The 15,844-nt window shown below is 41.9% G+C and carries 19 protein-coding genes; 6 read left to right on the top strand and 13 right to left on the bottom strand.

The features are described from left to right. The first annotated feature begins 22 nt into the window (after window positions 1-22). Window positions 23-214 carry a hypothetical protein gene (locus tag A0739_RS10640; protein ID WP_061587574.1) on the top strand — a complete coding sequence of 64 codons (192 nt, stop codon included), beginning with the start codon at window positions 23-25 and terminating at the stop codon, window positions 212-214. Here A0739_RS10640 and trxB read toward each other — a convergent pair. The 7 genes from trxB to A0739_RS07570 form a co-directional block, all read right to left on the bottom strand. Then, on the bottom strand, window positions 211-1,122 hold the full coding sequence (gene trxB / locus A0739_RS07600; protein WP_061587573.1) for a thioredoxin-disulfide reductase: 912 nt from the start codon (window positions 1,120-1,122) through the stop codon (window positions 211-213). The genes A0739_RS10640 and trxB overlap by 4 nt on opposite strands. Before the next feature lie 65 nt (window positions 1,123-1,187). Then, window positions 1,188-1,412 (bottom strand): DUF4059 family protein, encoded by a 225-nt coding sequence (locus A0739_RS07595; RefSeq protein ID WP_000924293.1) that lies wholly within the window; start codon window positions 1,410-1,412, stop codon window positions 1,188-1,190. A gap of 77 nt (window positions 1,413-1,489) precedes the next feature. After that, window positions 1,490-2,233: an amino acid ABC transporter ATP-binding protein gene (locus A0739_RS07590; protein WP_061587572.1), complete on the bottom strand. Its 744-nt coding sequence runs from the start codon at window positions 2,231-2,233 to the stop codon at window positions 1,490-1,492. Continuing rightward, complete coding sequence (locus A0739_RS07585) at window positions 2,233-3,033, bottom strand: amino acid ABC transporter permease (RefSeq protein WP_000219166.1); 801 nt, start codon at window positions 3,031-3,033, stop codon at window positions 2,233-2,235. The genes A0739_RS07590 and A0739_RS07585 overlap by 1 nt, the downstream gene beginning before the upstream one ends. 156 nt (window positions 3,034-3,189) lie before the next feature. Next, entirely contained in the window at window positions 3,190-3,546 is a 357-nt protein-coding gene (locus A0739_RS07580; RefSeq protein WP_061587571.1) for an arsenate reductase family protein, read from the bottom strand. Window positions 3,547-3,558: 12 nt separating this feature from the next. Next, a complete protein-coding gene (locus A0739_RS07575) occupies window positions 3,559-4,074 on the bottom strand; it encodes a methylated-DNA--[protein]-cysteine S-methyltransferase (protein ID WP_000812481.1) in 516 nt (171 codons plus the stop codon). Continuing rightward, window positions 4,071-4,565 carry a GNAT family N-acetyltransferase gene (locus A0739_RS07570; RefSeq protein ID WP_061587570.1) on the bottom strand — a complete coding sequence of 165 codons (495 nt, stop codon included), beginning with the start codon at window positions 4,563-4,565 and terminating at the stop codon, window positions 4,071-4,073. The genes A0739_RS07575 and A0739_RS07570 overlap by 4 nt, the downstream gene beginning before the upstream one ends. Window positions 4,566-4,699: 134 nt before the next feature. Between A0739_RS07570 and A0739_RS07565 the strand changes: the two genes are divergently transcribed. Together A0739_RS07565 and trhA are read left to right on the top strand one after the other, a co-directional pair. Continuing rightward, a complete protein-coding gene (locus tag A0739_RS07565; RefSeq protein ID WP_061587569.1) occupies window positions 4,700-5,146 on the top strand; it encodes a DUF1836 domain-containing protein in 447 nt (148 codons plus the stop codon). Then, on the top strand, window positions 5,143-5,790 hold the full coding sequence (gene trhA / locus A0739_RS07560; protein ID WP_001097971.1) for a PAQR family membrane homeostasis protein TrhA: 648 nt from the start codon (window positions 5,143-5,145) through the stop codon (window positions 5,788-5,790). Before A0739_RS07565 ends, trhA begins: the two co-directional genes overlap by 4 nt. A 19-nt stretch (window positions 5,791-5,809) precedes the next feature. On the opposite strand, the gene pdxT is transcribed toward trhA, so the two are convergent. The 3 genes from pdxT to nox form a co-directional block, all read right to left on the bottom strand. Next, window positions 5,810-6,391, bottom strand: coding sequence for a pyridoxal 5'-phosphate synthase glutaminase subunit PdxT (gene pdxT / locus A0739_RS07555; protein ID WP_061587568.1), 582 nt, complete (start codon window positions 6,389-6,391; stop codon window positions 5,810-5,812). After that, on the bottom strand, window positions 6,392-7,267 hold the full coding sequence (gene pdxS / locus A0739_RS07550) for a pyridoxal 5'-phosphate synthase lyase subunit PdxS (protein ID WP_000138520.1): 876 nt from the start codon (window positions 7,265-7,267) through the stop codon (window positions 6,392-6,394). It lies immediately after the preceding gene. 257 nt (window positions 7,268-7,524) lie between these two features. Beyond that, window positions 7,525-8,904: a H2O-forming NADH oxidase gene (nox, locus tag A0739_RS07545; protein WP_000036761.1), complete on the bottom strand. Its 1,380-nt coding sequence runs from the start codon at window positions 8,902-8,904 to the stop codon at window positions 7,525-7,527. 307 nt (window positions 8,905-9,211) lie between these two features. On the opposite strand from nox, the gene A0739_RS07540 reads away from it, so the two are divergent. From A0739_RS07540 to A0739_RS07530, 3 genes are read left to right on the top strand one after another with little or no spacing between them, the layout of a single operon-like run. Further along, the gene (locus A0739_RS07540) at window positions 9,212-10,141 is read left to right on the top strand and encodes an FAD:protein FMN transferase (RefSeq protein WP_061587673.1); all 930 of its coding nucleotides are present in this window, start codon (window positions 9,212-9,214) and stop codon (window positions 10,139-10,141) included. An 18-nt stretch (window positions 10,142-10,159) separates the two neighbouring features. Next, window positions 10,160-10,765, top strand: a complete 606-nt coding sequence (locus A0739_RS07535; protein WP_000915932.1) for an NADPH-dependent FMN reductase — start codon at window positions 10,160-10,162, stop codon at window positions 10,763-10,765. Window positions 10,766-10,782: 17 nt separating this feature from the next. After that, window positions 10,783-12,027, top strand: coding sequence for an NAD(P)H-dependent oxidoreductase (locus A0739_RS07530; RefSeq protein WP_061587567.1), 1,245 nt, complete (start codon window positions 10,783-10,785; stop codon window positions 12,025-12,027). A gap of 82 nt (window positions 12,028-12,109) precedes the next feature. Here A0739_RS07530 and A0739_RS07525 read toward each other — a convergent pair whose 3' ends face one another. The 3 genes from A0739_RS07525 to glyQ form a co-directional block, all read right to left on the bottom strand. Next, window positions 12,110-12,367 (bottom strand): DUF896 family protein, encoded by a 258-nt coding sequence (locus A0739_RS07525; protein ID WP_000377481.1) that lies wholly within the window; start codon window positions 12,365-12,367, stop codon window positions 12,110-12,112. Window positions 12,368-12,411: 44 nt separating this feature from the next. Continuing rightward, window positions 12,412-14,448, bottom strand: coding sequence for a glycine--tRNA ligase subunit beta (glyS, locus tag A0739_RS07520; RefSeq protein ID WP_061587566.1), 2,037 nt, complete (start codon window positions 14,446-14,448; stop codon window positions 12,412-12,414). A 211-nt stretch (window positions 14,449-14,659) separates the two neighbouring features. Further along, window positions 14,660-15,577 (bottom strand): glycine--tRNA ligase subunit alpha, encoded by a 918-nt coding sequence (gene glyQ / locus A0739_RS07515; protein ID WP_000038733.1) that lies wholly within the window; start codon window positions 15,575-15,577, stop codon window positions 14,660-14,662. Window positions 15,578-15,844: the final 267 nt, after the last annotated feature.

Here is a 15,844-nt window from a genome sequence, read left to right as displayed (position 1 = left end):
AACTTTTTTATAATTATACTCAATGAAAATCAAAGAGCAAACTAGGAAGCTAGCTGTAGACAGCTCAAAGCACTGCTTTGAGGTTGTAGATAAGACTGACGAAGTCAGCTCAAAACACTGTTTTGAGGTTGTGGATAGAACTGACGAAGTCAGTGCCCATACCTACAGCAAGGCGAAGCTGACGTGGTTTGAAGAGATTTTCGAAGTGTATTAACTATGTTCTGTAATAAATTTGTATGCTTCTTGACCAGCGATAGCCCCATCTCCAACTGCTGTTGTTACTTGGCGAAGATCTTTTTGGCGAACATCCCCAACCGCAAAGATACCGTCAACGGCAGTTTTCATGTGATTATCTGTCACAATCCAGCCTGCCTGGTCTTGAATATTCAACTCTTTAACAAAATCGCTAACAGGATCCAAACCAACATAGATAAAGACACCACCGAAGTCTTGCTCTGTCACTTGTCCTGTTTTCACATTTTCAAATACGACAGATTCTACTCGGTTTTCACCTTTGATTTCCTTGACAACAGAATCCCAGATAAAGTTGACTTTCTCATTTGCAAAAGCACGGTCTTGCAAAACCTTTTGGGCACGAAGTTCATCTCGACGGTGAACAATGGTAACAGTCTTGGCAAAGCGAGTCAAGAAGAGAGCTTCTTCTACTGCTGAATCTCCACCACCGACTACGAGCAAGTCTTGGTCACGGAAGAAAGCTCCATCACAGACCGCACAGTAAGAAACACCTCGGCTATTTAGTTCTTCTTCTCTGGGAACTCCCAAAAGACGGTGTTTAGAACCAGTTGCTACAATGACAGTACGGGTTTCGTAAACTTGATCATCAGTGATTACCTTCTTATAGTCACCCTGGTCTTCAATATTTTCAACATAGCCATAAAGATGCTCCACTCCAAGGTTTTCAAGTGGTTCAAACATCTTTTCAGCCAATTCAGGTCCACTGATATTGGCATAACCTGGATAGTTTTCAATATCAGATGTGTTATTCATTTGCCCTCCTGGAAGACCACCTTCAATCAAAGCCACTTTCAGATTGCTTCGAGCAGCATATAAGGCAGCGGTCATTCCCGCAGGTCCAGCACCGACAATAATCGTATCGTACATTTCGATTCCTTCTTTCTTGTTGTAACTATCTTTATTCTAACTCATTCTTGCTAGTCACGCAAGGATTATGCCTTGAAAACCAAGAGCAAACTCATGACGGCAAAGGATAACACCGGAATGACCAAAACTCCAATCATAATCATATCATAGAGATGGGCTTGGCGAGCTTTGGCTGTCTTGTCCACACCAGACATGGCTCTCAATCCAATCCAAATCCCCAGAAAAATCACGACAAGGATGGTCGTTAAGATCAAACTCTCGAAATATAAAGAAAATAGATGCAGTAGCATGATCTCTCTCGTTTCTATCTTTTTTAAAGAGTAAACTCAGCTAGTCCAACTAACTGAGTTTTCCTTTTTCTATTATATCAAATATAAGTCCGTTTGTAACTAGCGAAGAATTCTTTTGTTCGTTCTTCTTTCGGATGATTGATGATTTCATCCGGTGTGCCAGACTCGATGATTTTTCCTTTATCTAGGAATAAAACCTTGTCTGCCACTTGGGCTACAAAAGACATATCGTGACTGACCAAAATCATGGTCTGACCAGACTTGGCAGCATCTGCAATAGACTTTTCTACTTCACCGACCAACTCTGGGTCAAGGGCTGAAGTGGGCTCGTCCAAGAGCAAGACATCTGGTTTCATAGCAAGCGCACGCGCGAGGGCAACCCGTTGCTTTTGTCCACCTGATAAGTGACGAGGATAATGATTTTCACGGTCAGAAAGACCAACCTTGGCCAACTCTTCCTTGGCGATTTTTGTTGCTTCCTCGTCCGATAATTTCTTAACAACAACCAAACCTTCCTTGACATTGTCAAGAGCAGTTCGGCGTTCAAACAAATTAAACTGTTGGAAAACCATGGACAACTTGCGACGAAGGGTTAGGATCTCTTCTTGGCTAATCTTAGAAAAATCAACTTTAAAATTATCAATCTGAATCGTTCCACTATCTGGAGTTTCAAGGTAGTTCAAACTACGAAGAAAGGTTGATTTCCCAGCTCCAGATGAACCAATCAAAGCCACTACCTCACCTTTTTGGATATCCAAGTTCAGATGATCTAAGACTGTCTGTCCTGAAAAGGATTTGCTTAAATTCGAAATCTTAATCATTAACGAAGGTCTCCTTTCACATCTGTAGACACTGTATCCGGCGCTGAGATAGCCATTTTTCTCTCGATGAAACGGCCGAGGCTTTCAATTCCGATATTGACCACCCAATAAACAAGGGCAACAGAGATAAAGCGCTCAAAATAGCGATAATCAGCTCCACCTAAAATCTGAGCTTGGGCAAAGACCTCCACAACACCTGCGCTAAAGGCTAGAGAAGTTCCTTTGGTCAAACCGATAAGGGAATTAATCAAAGTCGGTGTCGCTACCACCGCTGCATTTGGAATAATCACGCGACGGTATACTTGCGCACGAGTCATACCCAAACTACGCGCCGCCTCAATTTCACCTGGATTAACAGAAAGGATTGCCGCACGAATCGTTTCACTTGCATAAGCCGCCTCATTAAAAGCAAAGGCCACAATCGCAAAAAGCGCTGCTGGAATCGCATTGATATTGAGACCAGTTCCCCATTGTTGGTTGATAGCTTTCAGTGCCAAAGGAATTCCGTAGTAGGTCAACATAAGTTGAACTAGGATTGGGGTACCTTTTAAGAAACTGACGAAAAAGGCCTGCAAGGGATATAGAATCTTAACACGATTGATCTTTACAATGGCAAAAATCAGGGCAAGTAGCAAACCAAAGAGTGCACCTCCAAGCGTCAACATCAAGGTTGTAGGCAGTTGTTGGACAATCCTTGGAATTCCATCAAAGACCGAACGCAAACTAAAGAGCTTACCATCCGGAATGAGTTGCATCAAACTTTGGTACCAATCTGATGCTAAAAATGTTGTAACAGTCATAAAAACATCCTCTCCTGATAATGATTCATTCTATCATACTTCTGCTCGCAAGCAAATTATTTGCTACGGGCTGCTCAGACTTTGTCTATCTTCTAGTTTATCACACTTTAAAACAGGGAGGCTATATATTTTACCTATCAAGGAGATAAATAAAAACTATCTCAAACCTAAGTCCTCATAGGTTTTTCTATAGCCGATTTGTTTAACAGCACCATTCTCCACCAAAATTGGACGTTTCAATAACATACCATCACTCGCTAGAAGCTTGGCTGCTTCTTGTTTTGACAAACTTCCCACCTTATCTTTCAAGCCCAGTTCACGGTATTTGATCCCGCTGGTATTGAAAAACTGTTTCACTTCAAAACCGGAAGTTTCCAACCACTTCAAAATCACGTCTTCACTTGGTGTTTCTTCTACGATGTGGACAGCTTGGTATTCCAGTCCAAGTTGATCCAATTCATTTTTTGCTTTCTTACAAGTTGAACATTTTGGGTATTCGATAAATTCTAACATCTTTTTTTCTTTCTATTTTTTATTTTCTTGAAATGCTGCACCTTCATGTTGCAAGAGCCAGGCTTTCTTTTCGACTCCCGATGCATAGCCTGTCAAACGATTGCCTGACCCCAGCACACGATGACAGGGTACGAGGATGGACCAAGGATTACGCCCCACTGCTCCGCCAATCGCTTGGGCAGAAGCTACTTGCAAGTCTTCCGCTATTTGTCCGTAAGTTACTGTTTGTCCATAAGGAATGGCCTGTAAATAAGCCCAGACCCGCTTTTCAAAATCCGTTCCAATAGGAGCCAAAGGTAAGTAAGATAGGTCCTGAACACTGCCTTCGAAATAGGTATCTAAATAGGAAATAACTTGCTCTAATACAGGATGGCTAGCAACTTCTTCTATCGTTTCATCCCCTAATCCCCTCTCAAAATGGGTTTGGTCCTGTACCCAAATTCCATACAGATATTGCTCGTCAGCAACTAAGGATAAGGTTCCAATTGGCGACGGGTAGAGCATTTTTGTGTACTTATTCTGCTTCATTTTTTTAATTTCTGATAGGCCAAACGTTCCCCATCAACTGGAACTTTACCAACCTGTTGGAAGCCTAGCTTTTCAAAGATATGCTGCATGACCTTGTTTTCTGCATGCGTATCTGAACGAAAATCTAGATAATCAAAACCTTCAATCAAGCCTTCTAGGAAAGTCTGAGCAACACCTTGTCCTTGGACATCTGCTGCCACAGCGATACGGTGAAAGACCAGATATTCTGATTCTCCCCCCTGCCAACTTCCTTCATAAATGGCTTCATAGGCTTTCTCTGGACTCTTGGTCACAGCAGCATAGGCTAGTAGTTCTCCTTCTTCCAAGGCCACATAGGCTTGACCTGAGATGATATCATCGATAATGATGTCGGCATTTGGATAGCCATTTTGCCACTGGTCGCTACCAGACTTGGCTAAGCACTTTTTAGCATCCTCCATCACCTGCATAATGGCATCTACTTCGTTTGGAAAAGCTAAACGAATCTCCATCTTTTCCCCTCATTTCTAACTAGTTTCTCTCATCATAGCATAATTTAAAACTTTCTACAAGCAGTTGAAACTTGACTTTTGTTTTTTATTATTTTATAATCTAGTTATTAAAACTAGATAAAAAGGAGTTGGAAATGAATTCTAACTTTTCCTACCCAAAATGGGAAGACATTCCGAACATTGACCTCTATCTGGATCAGGTTTTGCTTTATGTCAATCAAGTCTGTGCCCCTATCTCTCCAGATAAGGACAAGGGTCTAACAGCATCCATGGTCAATAACTATGTCAAACATGGTTACCTGACAAAGCCAGACAAGAAAAAATACCAACGCAAACAGATTGCACGTTTGATTGCCATCACCACTCTCAAGTCTGTCTTTTCAATCCAAGAAATCGCTCAAACACTGAATACTCTGCAAACTCAAGCGAGCTCAGACCAGCTCTACGACGCTTTTGTAGACTACATGAACCATGGGATTGATCCAGAAAATCCTATTATCCAAACTAGCTGTCAAACGGTTAAACTCTATCATCAAACTCTAGACTTAATCCTTATCAAAGAAGAGGAGGTATCCCAATGAATACCAGCCTAAAACTCAGTAAAAAACTCAGTTTTGGAGAGGAAATTGCTAATAGCGTGACCCATGCTGTCGGTGCCGTTATCATGCTCATCCTACTCCCCATTTCATCCACCTATAGTTATGAAGCACATGGATTTTTATCGTCTTTTGGCGTTTCTATCTTCGTTATCAGTCTATTTCTCATGTTCCTCTCGTCAACCATTTACCACTCTATGGCCTATGGTTCGACCCACAAATACGTCTTGCGAATCATCGACCATTCTATGATTTATGTGGCTATCGCAGGCTCTTATACGCCGGTCGTATTGACTTTGATGAATAACTGGTTTGGCTATCTGATTATTGCCATTCAGTGGGGAACGACCATCTTTGGCATCCTTTATAAAATCTTTGCTAAAAAGGTCAATGAGAAATTCAGCCTTGCCCTTTACCTGATCATGGGCTGGTTGGTTCTGGCTATCATTCCTGCCATTATCAGTCAAACAACACCAATTTTCTGGAGTCTCATGGTAACTGGCGGACTCTGTTATACAGTTGGAGCTGGATTTTACGCTAAGAAAAAACCTTATTTCCACATGATCTGGCATCTCTTTATCCTAGCGGCATCTGCACTTCAATATATCGCGATTGTTTATTTCATGTAAAAAAGTTGAGAATCTTTTCTCAACTTTTTTCTTTACACATATTGATAAAGTACTGGTGCAAACGAGCATCATCTGTCAATTCTGGATGAAAAGAAGTTACCAGCATATTCTGTTCTTGCGCAGCAACGATTTGATTATCAACTGTTGCTAGAATTTCTACACCCTCTCCAACACTACTGATAATCGGTCCACGAATAAAGGTCATGGGAATCTTGCCAACTCCCTTACATTCTGCCTCTGTATAGAAGCTTCCTAGTTGGCGTCCATAAGCATTGCGCTCAACCACTATATCCATGGTTCCAAGATGACTTTCTTCCTGAGAAGTGATTTCCTTAGCTAGCAAGATTAAGCCCGCACAGGTTCCAAAGACTGGTATGCCATTGAGAATAGCTTCTCGGATGGGAGGCAGCATCTGTTGGTCGCGCAAGAGCTTGCCCATGGTTGTAGACTCACCGCCAGGTAATATCAAACCCACCAAGTCGCTCTGATGTTGTTGAAAATCATCTAAATTTCTGATTTCGACACTAACAACACCTAACTTTTCTAGCACTTTTGCATGTTCTGCAAAGGCGCCCTGCAAGGCTAATATTCCGATTTTCATCTATTTTCCTCGCTCTGCCATAAGAATTTGGATTTCATTCTCATTGATACCAACCATGGCTTCCCCTAGGTCTTCAGAGATTTGAGCCAGAATTTGAGGATTTTGGTAGTTGGTTACTGCTTTGACAATAGCACTTGCTCGTTTAACAGGATCTCCTGACTTGAAAATACCTGAACCAACAAAGACGCCCTCTGCCCCCAATTGCATCATCAGCGCAGCATCTGCAGGTGTTGCCACACCTCCGGCTGCAAAGTTGACAACTGGCAATTTTCCATGTTCATGAACGTATTGGACCAATTCTACAGGAACTTGCAAGTCCTTGGCAGCCACATAAAGTTCATCTTCGCGAAGATTTTGAATACGGCGAATTTCCTGATTCATCATACGCATATGGCGAACGGCTTGAACAATGTCTCCTGTACCGGGTTCTCCTTTTGTCCGAATCATAGAAGCTCCTTCAGCGATACGACGCAAGGCTTCACCCAAGTCCTTAGCTCCACAGACAAAAGGAACTTGGAATTCTTTCTTATCCACATGGAAACGGTCGTCAGCTGGAGACAGCACTTCACTCTCATCGATATAGTCAATCTCAATAGCCTCTAAAATCTGAGCTTCAACAAAATGCCCGATTCTGACCTTGGCCATCACTGGAATGCTGACCGCTTCTTGGATTTCCTTAATCATCTTTGGATCGCTCATGCGGGAAACCCCACCGGCTGCACGAATATCAGCTGGAATCCGCTCCAAGGCCATAACAGCTGCCGCACCAGCAGCCTCTGCGATACGAGCCTGTTCAGGGTTCTGAACGTCCATGATAACCCCACCTTTGAGCATCTGTGCCAAGTTTTTATTTAATTCATAACGATTTTCAGTCATTTCTTAATCCTCATCATTTGTATTGGTAGCTACCATTTCATTTTAAGTCAGAATAGAATGAATCACAAGATAAAAAAAGGATAATTGTATGGGTACAGATTGATACTCAATGAAAATCAAAGAGCAAACTAGGAAGCTAGCCGCAGGCTGTACTTGAGTACGGTAAGGCGAAGCTGACGTGGTTTGAATTTGATTTTCGAAGAGTATAACTAAAAAACTATCTGACCTTAACTTAAGGCCAGATAGCTCGTCAATTTTTATTTTTCAGCTGTAAGTGCAGCCATTGTAATGTAGTTGTATGGTTTGTTGAAATGTGGCAAGAAGAATAGGTCTGTCAAAGCCAATTTATCAATTGTTACATGCTCTTGGATAGCAAGTGAGAACATGTGGATTCCCATACTGATAGCAGCATCATGTGACACCATTTGTGCACCAAGGATTTCGCGGCTGTCTTTGTCAAAGACAATCTTGATGGCAACTTCGTGGTTGTCATGTTTGATAAATTCTGGTTTTTGAAGATCGTTAAAGCCTGTTTCAGTTGCATTATAGCCTGCAGCTTTGGCTTTTTCAAGAGTCAAACCAGTTGAAACCATGTGAAGACCGTAGATTGAGATACCGTTTGATCCTTGAACTCCGATTCCTTCCAATTCATGTCCACAAGCGTTATAAGCACCAACGATACCAGTACGTACAGCGTTAGATGCAAGAGCGATGTAGCTTGTATCTTTACGTGCATTGTCATAAACAGTTGCACAGTCACCAACAGCGTATACACCTGGGATAGATGTTTCTTGTTTCTTATCTACAAGGAAGGCACCATTGCGGAAGAGTTCAATCTTACCGTCAGCAAGAGCTGTATTTGGACGGAAACCAACAGCAAGAACCACCATATCTACATCAAATGTTTCTTTGTCTGTTACCAAGCGTTCAACTTTACCATCACCTTGGATGGCTTTAACTGTTTGACCAAGAGCCAAGCGGATGTTGTGGTCTTCCAAGTTCTTCGCCATCATTTGAGTGAAGTCTTTGTCATAGTAGCCGTTCAAGACAGTGTCTACGATATCGACAAGCACTACTTCTTTTCCAAGACGCTCGAAAGCTTCGGCAAGTTCTACCCCGATGTAACCACCACCAACAACGGCAATGCGCTCAAGGTGTTTGCTCTTGTCTTCAAGTTTTTCAATAACTTCTTCAGCGTTTTGGTACAATTTAACAAATTGTACATTTTCAAGAGTCGCTTTGAATTCGCGGTTACCCTTAACGATTTCAACACCTTCGATTGGAGGCAAGATTGGAGTTGAACCAGTTGCAAAGATCAATTTATCATAAGACTCTTTGTGCTCTTTACCTTCAACTTCTGCAGTCACAACTTTGTTATCGTAGTCAATTGAAAGAACTGGTGAGTTCATGTAAACTTTAGCACCTTTTGCTTCCAATTTTTCTTTATCAGAGTAGAAGAGACCTTCTGGGCCATCAATTTGTTCCCCGATCCAAAGCGCCATTCCACAACCAAGGAATGAAATATTTGAGTTTTGGTCAAATACTACGATTTCGTTCTCATGTCCGAAGTTGTCCAACATCGTATTAATACAAGCTGTACCAGCGTGGTTAGCACCAACTACAACGATTTTACTCATAGAAAAATTCCTACCTTTAATTTTTGATTTACCTTTCTAGTATACCATTTACTGTTAGCGTTTACAAGGCATTTGCTCAGAATTCTCTTTTTTTCAGAAAAAAATACACTTAACATTGATAAATCCAATTTTTCTATCGTTTTCATATTAATTTCGAGCATATTTCTTGACTTTTTGTCAAAATTCATTTGTGAAAACGCTGACTTTATGATATGCTAGATACATGGAAAGAAAATGTAAGGGGTTTAATTTTTCTTTAACGACCTTATATTAAATGATTTCCTATAAAGAGAAAGGAGCTGGTAGCTTGCCTCTTCATTCACGTTCTGAACGGCTAATGGGAACAACGATCACGATTTCATTAGTAGATGAACAGGCTGATTGCCTACTTCAAGGAGCCTTTGATTTGCTCAAGGAGCTCGAATACCGCTTTAACGCCAACAGTCAAGAATCCGAACTGATGGAAATCAACTACCAGGCTGGAATCGCACCTGTTAAGGTTCATCCTGACCTGTTTGAACTGATTGCTCTTGGACTTGAGCATAGCCTAGCTCCATCTAGCCATCTAAACATCAGCATTGGCCCCTTGATTCAAACCTGGCGAATCGGATTTGTAGATGCACGGCTTCCAGACTCTAAAGAAATCGAAGCTGTCTTGCCTCTAGTTGACCCGCATTTTATCAAGTTGGATCCGACTAGCTCTACTGTCTTTTTAGAGAAGAAAGGAATGAAGCTTGATTTAGGTTGTTTAGCTAAGGGCTATAGTGCAGATAAGGTTGCCCAGTATTTGAAAGAACACGGTGTCACCTCTGCCCTGATCAATCTCGGAGGAAATATCCTCACCATCGGGAATAACCAAGCCAAAGAAGGGAAAGCCTGGCAGATTGGGATTCAAGATCCGCGAAATCCTCGTGGCAATCATCTCCTAACAATTCCTGCTTCTAACAAATCCGTTGTCACTTCAGGTATCTATGAACGCCACCTTACAGTAGATGGAAAAGACTATCACCATATCTTTGATAGTGAGACAGGATTCCCTGTCGAAACCGACCTCGCTAGCCTAACGATTATCTCTGATAAATCCGTTGATGGTGAGATATGGACAACACGCCTTTTCGGAGAGCGAAGCGCTTCTATCCTCTGGCAAGTCGAAAGTATAGATGGTATTGAAGCCATCCTCATCGACAAAGAAGGACGCCTTGCTTGTTCTTCAGGCCTTCAAAATTGTATTATGTAAAAAGAGAAAGGAAATCTCATGCTAAAACTTATTGCCATTGTTGGAACGAACTCTAAACGTTCTACAAACCGCCAATTGCTCCAATACATGCAAAAACACTTTGCTGATAAAGCTGAAATTGAACTCGTTGAAATCAAGGATATCCCTGTTTTCAACAAACCAGCAGATAAGCAACTTCCTGCTGACATTCTTGAAATTGCAGCTAAAATTGAAGCATCCGATGGTGTCATCATCGGTACCCCTGAGTACGACCACTCTATCCCTGCAGTTTTGATGAGCGCTCTTGCTTGGCTATCTTATGGTATCTACCCACTTTTGAACAAACCAATCATGATTACTGGTGCTTCATACGGTACACTTGGTTCATCTCGTGCCCAATTGCAACTTCGTCAAATTTTGAACGCTCCTGAAATTAAGGCAAATGTTCTACCAGATGAATTCTTGCTTTCTCACTCTCTTCAATCATTTAACCCAAGTGGTGACTTGGTTGACCTTGATGTTATCAAGAAATTGGATGCCATCTTTGATGACTTCCGTATCTTTGTGAAGATTACTGAGAAATTGCGCAATGCACAAGAATTGCTTCGCAAAGATGCTGAAGAATTCGACTGGGAAAATTTGTAAGATAGGAGACCGAAAGAATGAAATTTGTTGGACTTGTTGGATCAAACTACGATCAATCATATAACCGCAAACTCTTGGAATTTATCCGTCGTAATTTTAAATTCAAATTTGAATTAGAAGTCCTTGAAATCGACGAAGTTCCAATGTTTAACCAAGACGAAAAATGGGACGAAAGCTTCCAATTGCGATTCTTGTACAACAAGATTACACGTGCTGATGGTGTCATTATCGCCACTCCTGAGCACAACCACACTATCTCAGCTTCTCTCAAATCTGTTCTTGAATGGCTTTCATACGAAGTTCATCCATTTGAAAACAAACCTGTTATGATTGTGGGTGCATCATACTACGACCAAGGAACTTCACGTGCCCAAGTTCACCTTCGTAAGATCCTTGACGCTCCAGGTGTCAATGCCTACACATTACCAGGTAATGAATTCCTTCTTGGTAAAGCCAAAGAAGCTTTTGATAACAATGGAAACATCACCAACGAAGGAACTGTTAAATTCCTTGAAACTTGCTTAGATAACTTTGTTAAATACGTAGGAGTCGTTTCGAAATTGAAAAAACCAAAACCAATCGAACCAGAAGACTTGGATTGTGGAAAACCAATCGCTACAACCATCACAGAAGTTGATCCTGACGATCCAGAATGGGTAGAAAAAGTTGCTGCAATCACTGGAGCTGTTTCTGGTGATACCTATGTCAAACTGGACCACGGTATCCTGACAGTTAACCAAATTGATATGTTCTTGAAAGCTATGCCATTTGAATTGACATACGCTGACGATAACAACCAATTCCTCTACTACAATAACGCTCACCAAGATCCAGACACCATGTTTGCCAAACGTGTACCACCTCAATCAGGTAACCGTATGTCGACTGTTCATGGATCTCTTCCACCAGCACGTATGAAGAATGTAGAGTGGGTTATCGGAACACTTCGTAACGGAAACCAAGAATACGTCCGTACAATCGTTCCAGGTTCTCCTGCAGGTGTCATCAACACCCACAACTACCAAGCGATGTACTATCCTGATGGATCATACGCTGGAATCAATGAAATCGTCTTTAACTTCCAACCATGGCTTGACTGGTACCTAAAAGAGACTGGTCAACGTTTGGTTGGTGGTAGCGGACCATTTGCTCCTGCTGCTGGAAGTCATGGAGATGCCGATGCTACTTCTGGTGCTTCTGATTCAGGTGACGCTGGAGGCCACAGTGGTGGCGCAGACGCTACTTCTGGCGCAAGTAACTAAGAAACACAAAAGGAGCCAAATGGCTCCTTTTTTTATTACAACAGAAAAAGGGCTTGTAAATCATCTACAGCCCCCTTTCATTTTATGAGTTAGGATCATCTAAACTACGACCATGTAAACCTTTTTCACGTTGTACTTGGCGTAGTTTTTCTGGCGTTACGTCATTTCCTTCCTCGTCTACAATTTTAATTCCTTCAATATGGTGACGAACAGCACGACGATAGCCTTCAATGTATTCCTCACGAAGTTTAGCTTGTTCTACTTTTTCAGCAGAAGTTAAGCCTTCTGTTTTTTTCTTTTTAGCGAGCTCGTTGATACGAGCGATTTTTTTTGAATCCATGTTTATCTCCTTTGTAAAAAGATACAGTTTATTTAATAGAGAGTCTACTTGGTATTGATTTGGTTAAAGCGTGCAAGCTTAGCTGCTTTCTTGGTTAATTGCGACAAGATGGCCAATCGATTTTGACGAATATCTTGATCATCGGTCATTACCATAGTATTCTCAAAGAAAGCATCAATAATTGGTCTAAGCGCAAAGAGTTGTTCTAATTGCTGACTTGCAGTCCCTGATAAAACGAGTGACTCTACTGCTTCCACCAAGGCTTTCTCTTCTTCATTTTCAAAAAGAGCAGGATCAACTGTTTCAGATCCTTCCGCTTTCTCAGCCAAATTAAAAGCACGAGAGAGAGATTCGACAGACGGTTTGAAGTTTTCTTCCTTGCTTGCTTCGACGAGAGCACTTGCTGCTTCCAACATATCCGCCACGACAAAGTTCGAACTTGCAAGAACCGCTTCCTTAATGTCTTTCGGAGTAGAACCCATCATCTTATCAACACGAGCCTTGATAAAGTCCATGACCTCTGCTTTATTTGCATAAGTCAAGCTGTCAAATTTCAAAGCATAAAGGCTATCAATCAACTCATCCATAGCAATGTGCCAACCAAAAGCATCCAAAATACGAACTACACCTTGCGTTGCACGACGAAGGGCATAAGGGTCATTAGAACCTGATGGAATCAAGCCCACTGAGAAGAAACTCAAAATCGTATCCAATTTGTCTGCAATGGCTAGAATGGCTCCGATCTTGCTCTCTGGGAGAGCTCCATCCGCTGATGTAGGCATGTAGTGTTCACGAATGGCAGCCGCAACTGCTGGAGTTTCACCAGCAAGAAGGGCATATTTCTCACCCATAATTCCTTGGAGTTCATCAAACTCACCAACCATCCCTGTCAACAAGTCAAACTTATAAATGGATGCTGCGCGGGCAAGATCAATCGTTTCATCCACTGATAAACCAGCTTTTTCCGCCAAAAGGACGGCAATCTGACCTGTACGAATCATGTGTTCACGAAGGGAACCAATCTTTTCGTGGAAGGTGACGTTGTTTAATTTTTCAACAAGGTCAGAAATAACCAATTTTTGGTCTTCACGCCAGAAGAATTCACCGTCTTCCAAACGGGCAACTAAAACTTTTTCGTTACCCTTGATGACATTTTCCAAATACTCTGCATTTCCATTACGAACAGAAATGAAGTTTGGCAAGAGTTTACCATCCTGATCACGAACAACAAAGTAACGTTGGTGTTCCTTCATCGAAGTCACCAAGACTTCTTCTGGAACTTCAAGGTATTTAGCATCAAAACTTCCCATAAAGGCAGTTGGGTATTCAACCAAGTTCAAGACTTCGTTCAGCAAGTCCGCATCAATTTCGATACGTACACTATGTTTTGCCTCGATTTCTTTGATTTGGTCAACAATCATTTGCTCACGTTCACGAGGATCCACGATTACAAACTGTGCACGAAGGTCTTCTTCATAGCTCAATGCTGACTGAATCTTGGTTTCTTGTCCCAAGAAACGATGACCACGGCTCACACGACCACCCTTAATATCAAGGAAATCCAAATCAAATTCTTGCTCGTCCAAGAGAACTGTCAAAGTGTGTACAGGGCGGATGTATTCAAAAGTGTTGTTAGCCCAGTGCATGCTGACAGGGAAAGTCATTGACTTCAAGACATCCACAACACCTGGAACAATAGATTCAACTGGTTGACCCACTTCTTCCTTGGTAACATAGACATATTCTTCACCCTTGATTTCACGGAATTCAATATCTTCAACCGTCAGGCCTTTCCCACGGACAAATCCTTGAGCTGCTTTGGTGAAGTTTCCATCACCATCCAAGGCAATTTTCTTTGCTGGCCCCTTGAAATCTTCTGTCAAATCAGACTGTTTGTCTGCAAGCCCAGTCACACGAACAGCCAAACGACGTGGTGTTGAGAAGGTTTGAATGGCTTCAAAGGACAGGCGGTTTTCCTTGAGGAAGGCTGCCATTTTTTCACCTAGTTGTTTTTCACTTGGAGTTACTACGTAGGCTGGTAACTCTTCAAGACCGAGTTCTACTAATAAGTTTTTTGTCATGTTTTTTCTCCGAAAAGTATCTTTTTATTTTCCAGTTTGCCTTATGTGATTGGCACGCAAGCAACCAACTTCGTTGTTTCATTGCTAAAATTGGAGCCGAAAGTCTCCAATTTTGCCTAGTATCCTTAGCTTCACCAAGGATACCTTCATCACTACGGCAACTGGCTCAAGGCTCACTCTGTTCGCCCATTTTCGTAAACTGTCACTCTCTTTATTCTGCGTCTTCAGCTAAGAGTTTAGCTCGTGTTGCTTCATCCAAAAGTGGGTATCCTAGGCGTTTGCGTTCTGCGACAAAGGTTTTGGCTACGACACGGGCTAAGTTACGGATACGAGCGATATAGCCTGCACGCTCGGTTACAGATACGGCACCACGCGCGTCAAGCAGATTAAAGGTGTGTGAACATTTGAGAACATAGTCATAGGCAGGGTGAACTAAGCCTTCTTCCAAGGCACGACCAGCTTCTTTTTCGAACTTATCAAAGTTTTCAAGCAACATTTCTTGGTCCGAAATTTCAAACGAATATTTTGAATGCTCGTACTCAGGCTGAATAAAGATTTCTCCGTATTTTACACCATCAGCCCACTCGATATCATAAACAGAGTCTACTTCTTGGATGTAAGAAGCCAAGCGCTCCAAGCCATAGGTAACTTCCGCAGTCACAGGACCAGTTGCCAATCCACCAACTTGTTGGAAATAGGTGAACTGAGTGATTTCCATACCATCAAGCCAAACTTCCCATCCAAGACCAGCTGAACCAGTAGAAGGGTTTTCCCAGTTGTCCTCAACGAAACGAATATCGTGCTCCAAAGGATTGATTCCCAATTTTTCCAAAGACTCAAGGTAAAGCTCTTGGATATTTGATGGAGAAGGCTTCATAACCACTTGGAATTGGTGGTGTTGGTAAAGACGGTTAGGGTTTTCTCCGTAACGACCGTCAGCAGGACGACGTGATGGCTCCACATAAGCCGCATTCCATGGCTCAGGACCGATAGCACGAAGGAAGGTGTAAGGACTCATTGTACCTGCACCTTTTTCATTGTCATAAGCCTGCATAAGCATACAACCTTGGTCATTCCAAAATTGTTGCAAAGTCAAAATAATTTCTTGAAATGTTAATTTCTTAGACATTGAATACTCCTTAATAAAAAATGATTTTTTGCGACACGAGTCTGCCTTGTCGATTATACGAGGCAAGACGAGTTAGTACTGCGTCTAGCTCAGGCACTCTAGTGCTGAGCGTGGGGCAGTCCGACTGTAAGGAGGTCTCTGCCACTGACGCAGTGGAAAGTCAATTTTTTAGACATTGTTTACTCCTTTTTCTATAAATTACTTGCGACACGAGTCTGCCTAGTCAATCATACTAGACAAGAATGAATTACTAATTTCAAAGAAACT

It is taken from the genome of Streptococcus oralis (assembly GCF_001588645.1).
Lineage (GTDB): Bacteria > Bacillota > Bacilli > Lactobacillales > Streptococcaceae > Streptococcus > Streptococcus oralis_AB.
The sequence above is the reverse complement of the archived record's forward strand: the minus strand, read 5'-3'. Positions and strand labels throughout refer to the sequence as shown.

Excerpts from the sequence above, each read along its gene's own strand:
- A0739_RS10640 (WP_061587574.1), top strand. The coding sequence starts at position 23 with ATGAAAATCAAAGAGCAAACTAGGAAGCTAGCTGTAGACAGCTCAAAG.
- trxB (WP_061587573.1), bottom strand. The coding sequence starts at position 1,122 with ATGTACGATACGATTATTGTCGGTGCTGGACCTGCGGGAATGACCGCT.
- A0739_RS07595 (WP_000924293.1), bottom strand. The coding sequence starts at position 1,412 with ATGCTACTGCATCTATTTTCTTTATATTTCGAGAGTTTGATCTTAACG.
- A0739_RS07590 (WP_061587572.1), bottom strand. The coding sequence starts at position 2,233 with ATGATTAAGATTTCGAATTTAAGCAAATCCTTTTCAGGACAGACAGTC.
- A0739_RS07585 (WP_000219166.1), bottom strand. The coding sequence starts at position 3,033 with ATGACTGTTACAACATTTTTAGCATCAGATTGGTACCAAAGTTTGATG.
- A0739_RS07580 (WP_061587571.1), bottom strand. The coding sequence starts at position 3,546 with ATGTTAGAATTTATCGAATACCCAAAATGTTCAACTTGTAAGAAAGCA.
- A0739_RS07575 (WP_000812481.1), bottom strand. The coding sequence starts at position 4,074 with ATGAAGCAGAATAAGTACACAAAAATGCTCTACCCGTCGCCAATTGGA.
- A0739_RS07570 (WP_061587570.1), bottom strand. The coding sequence starts at position 4,565 with ATGGAGATTCGTTTAGCTTTTCCAAACGAAGTAGATGCCATTATGCAG.
- A0739_RS07565 (WP_061587569.1), top strand. The coding sequence starts at position 4,700 with ATGAATTCTAACTTTTCCTACCCAAAATGGGAAGACATTCCGAACATT.
- trhA (WP_001097971.1), top strand. The coding sequence starts at position 5,143 with ATGAATACCAGCCTAAAACTCAGTAAAAAACTCAGTTTTGGAGAGGAA.
- pdxT (WP_061587568.1), bottom strand. The coding sequence starts at position 6,391 with ATGAAAATCGGAATATTAGCCTTGCAGGGCGCCTTTGCAGAACATGCA.
- pdxS (WP_000138520.1), bottom strand. The coding sequence starts at position 7,267 with ATGACTGAAAATCGTTATGAATTAAATAAAAACTTGGCACAGATGCTC.
- nox (WP_000036761.1), bottom strand. The coding sequence starts at position 8,904 with ATGAGTAAAATCGTTGTAGTTGGTGCTAACCACGCTGGTACAGCTTGT.
- A0739_RS07535 (WP_000915932.1), top strand. The coding sequence starts at position 10,160 with ATGCTAAAACTTATTGCCATTGTTGGAACGAACTCTAAACGTTCTACA.
- A0739_RS07530 (WP_061587567.1), top strand. The coding sequence starts at position 10,783 with ATGAAATTTGTTGGACTTGTTGGATCAAACTACGATCAATCATATAAC.
- A0739_RS07525 (WP_000377481.1), bottom strand. The coding sequence starts at position 12,367 with ATGGATTCAAAAAAAATCGCTCGTATCAACGAGCTCGCTAAAAAGAAA.
- glyS (WP_061587566.1), bottom strand. The coding sequence starts at position 14,448 with ATGACAAAAAACTTATTAGTAGAACTCGGTCTTGAAGAGTTACCAGCC.
- glyQ (WP_000038733.1), bottom strand. The coding sequence starts at position 15,577 with ATGTCTAAGAAATTAACATTTCAAGAAATTATTTTGACTTTGCAACAA.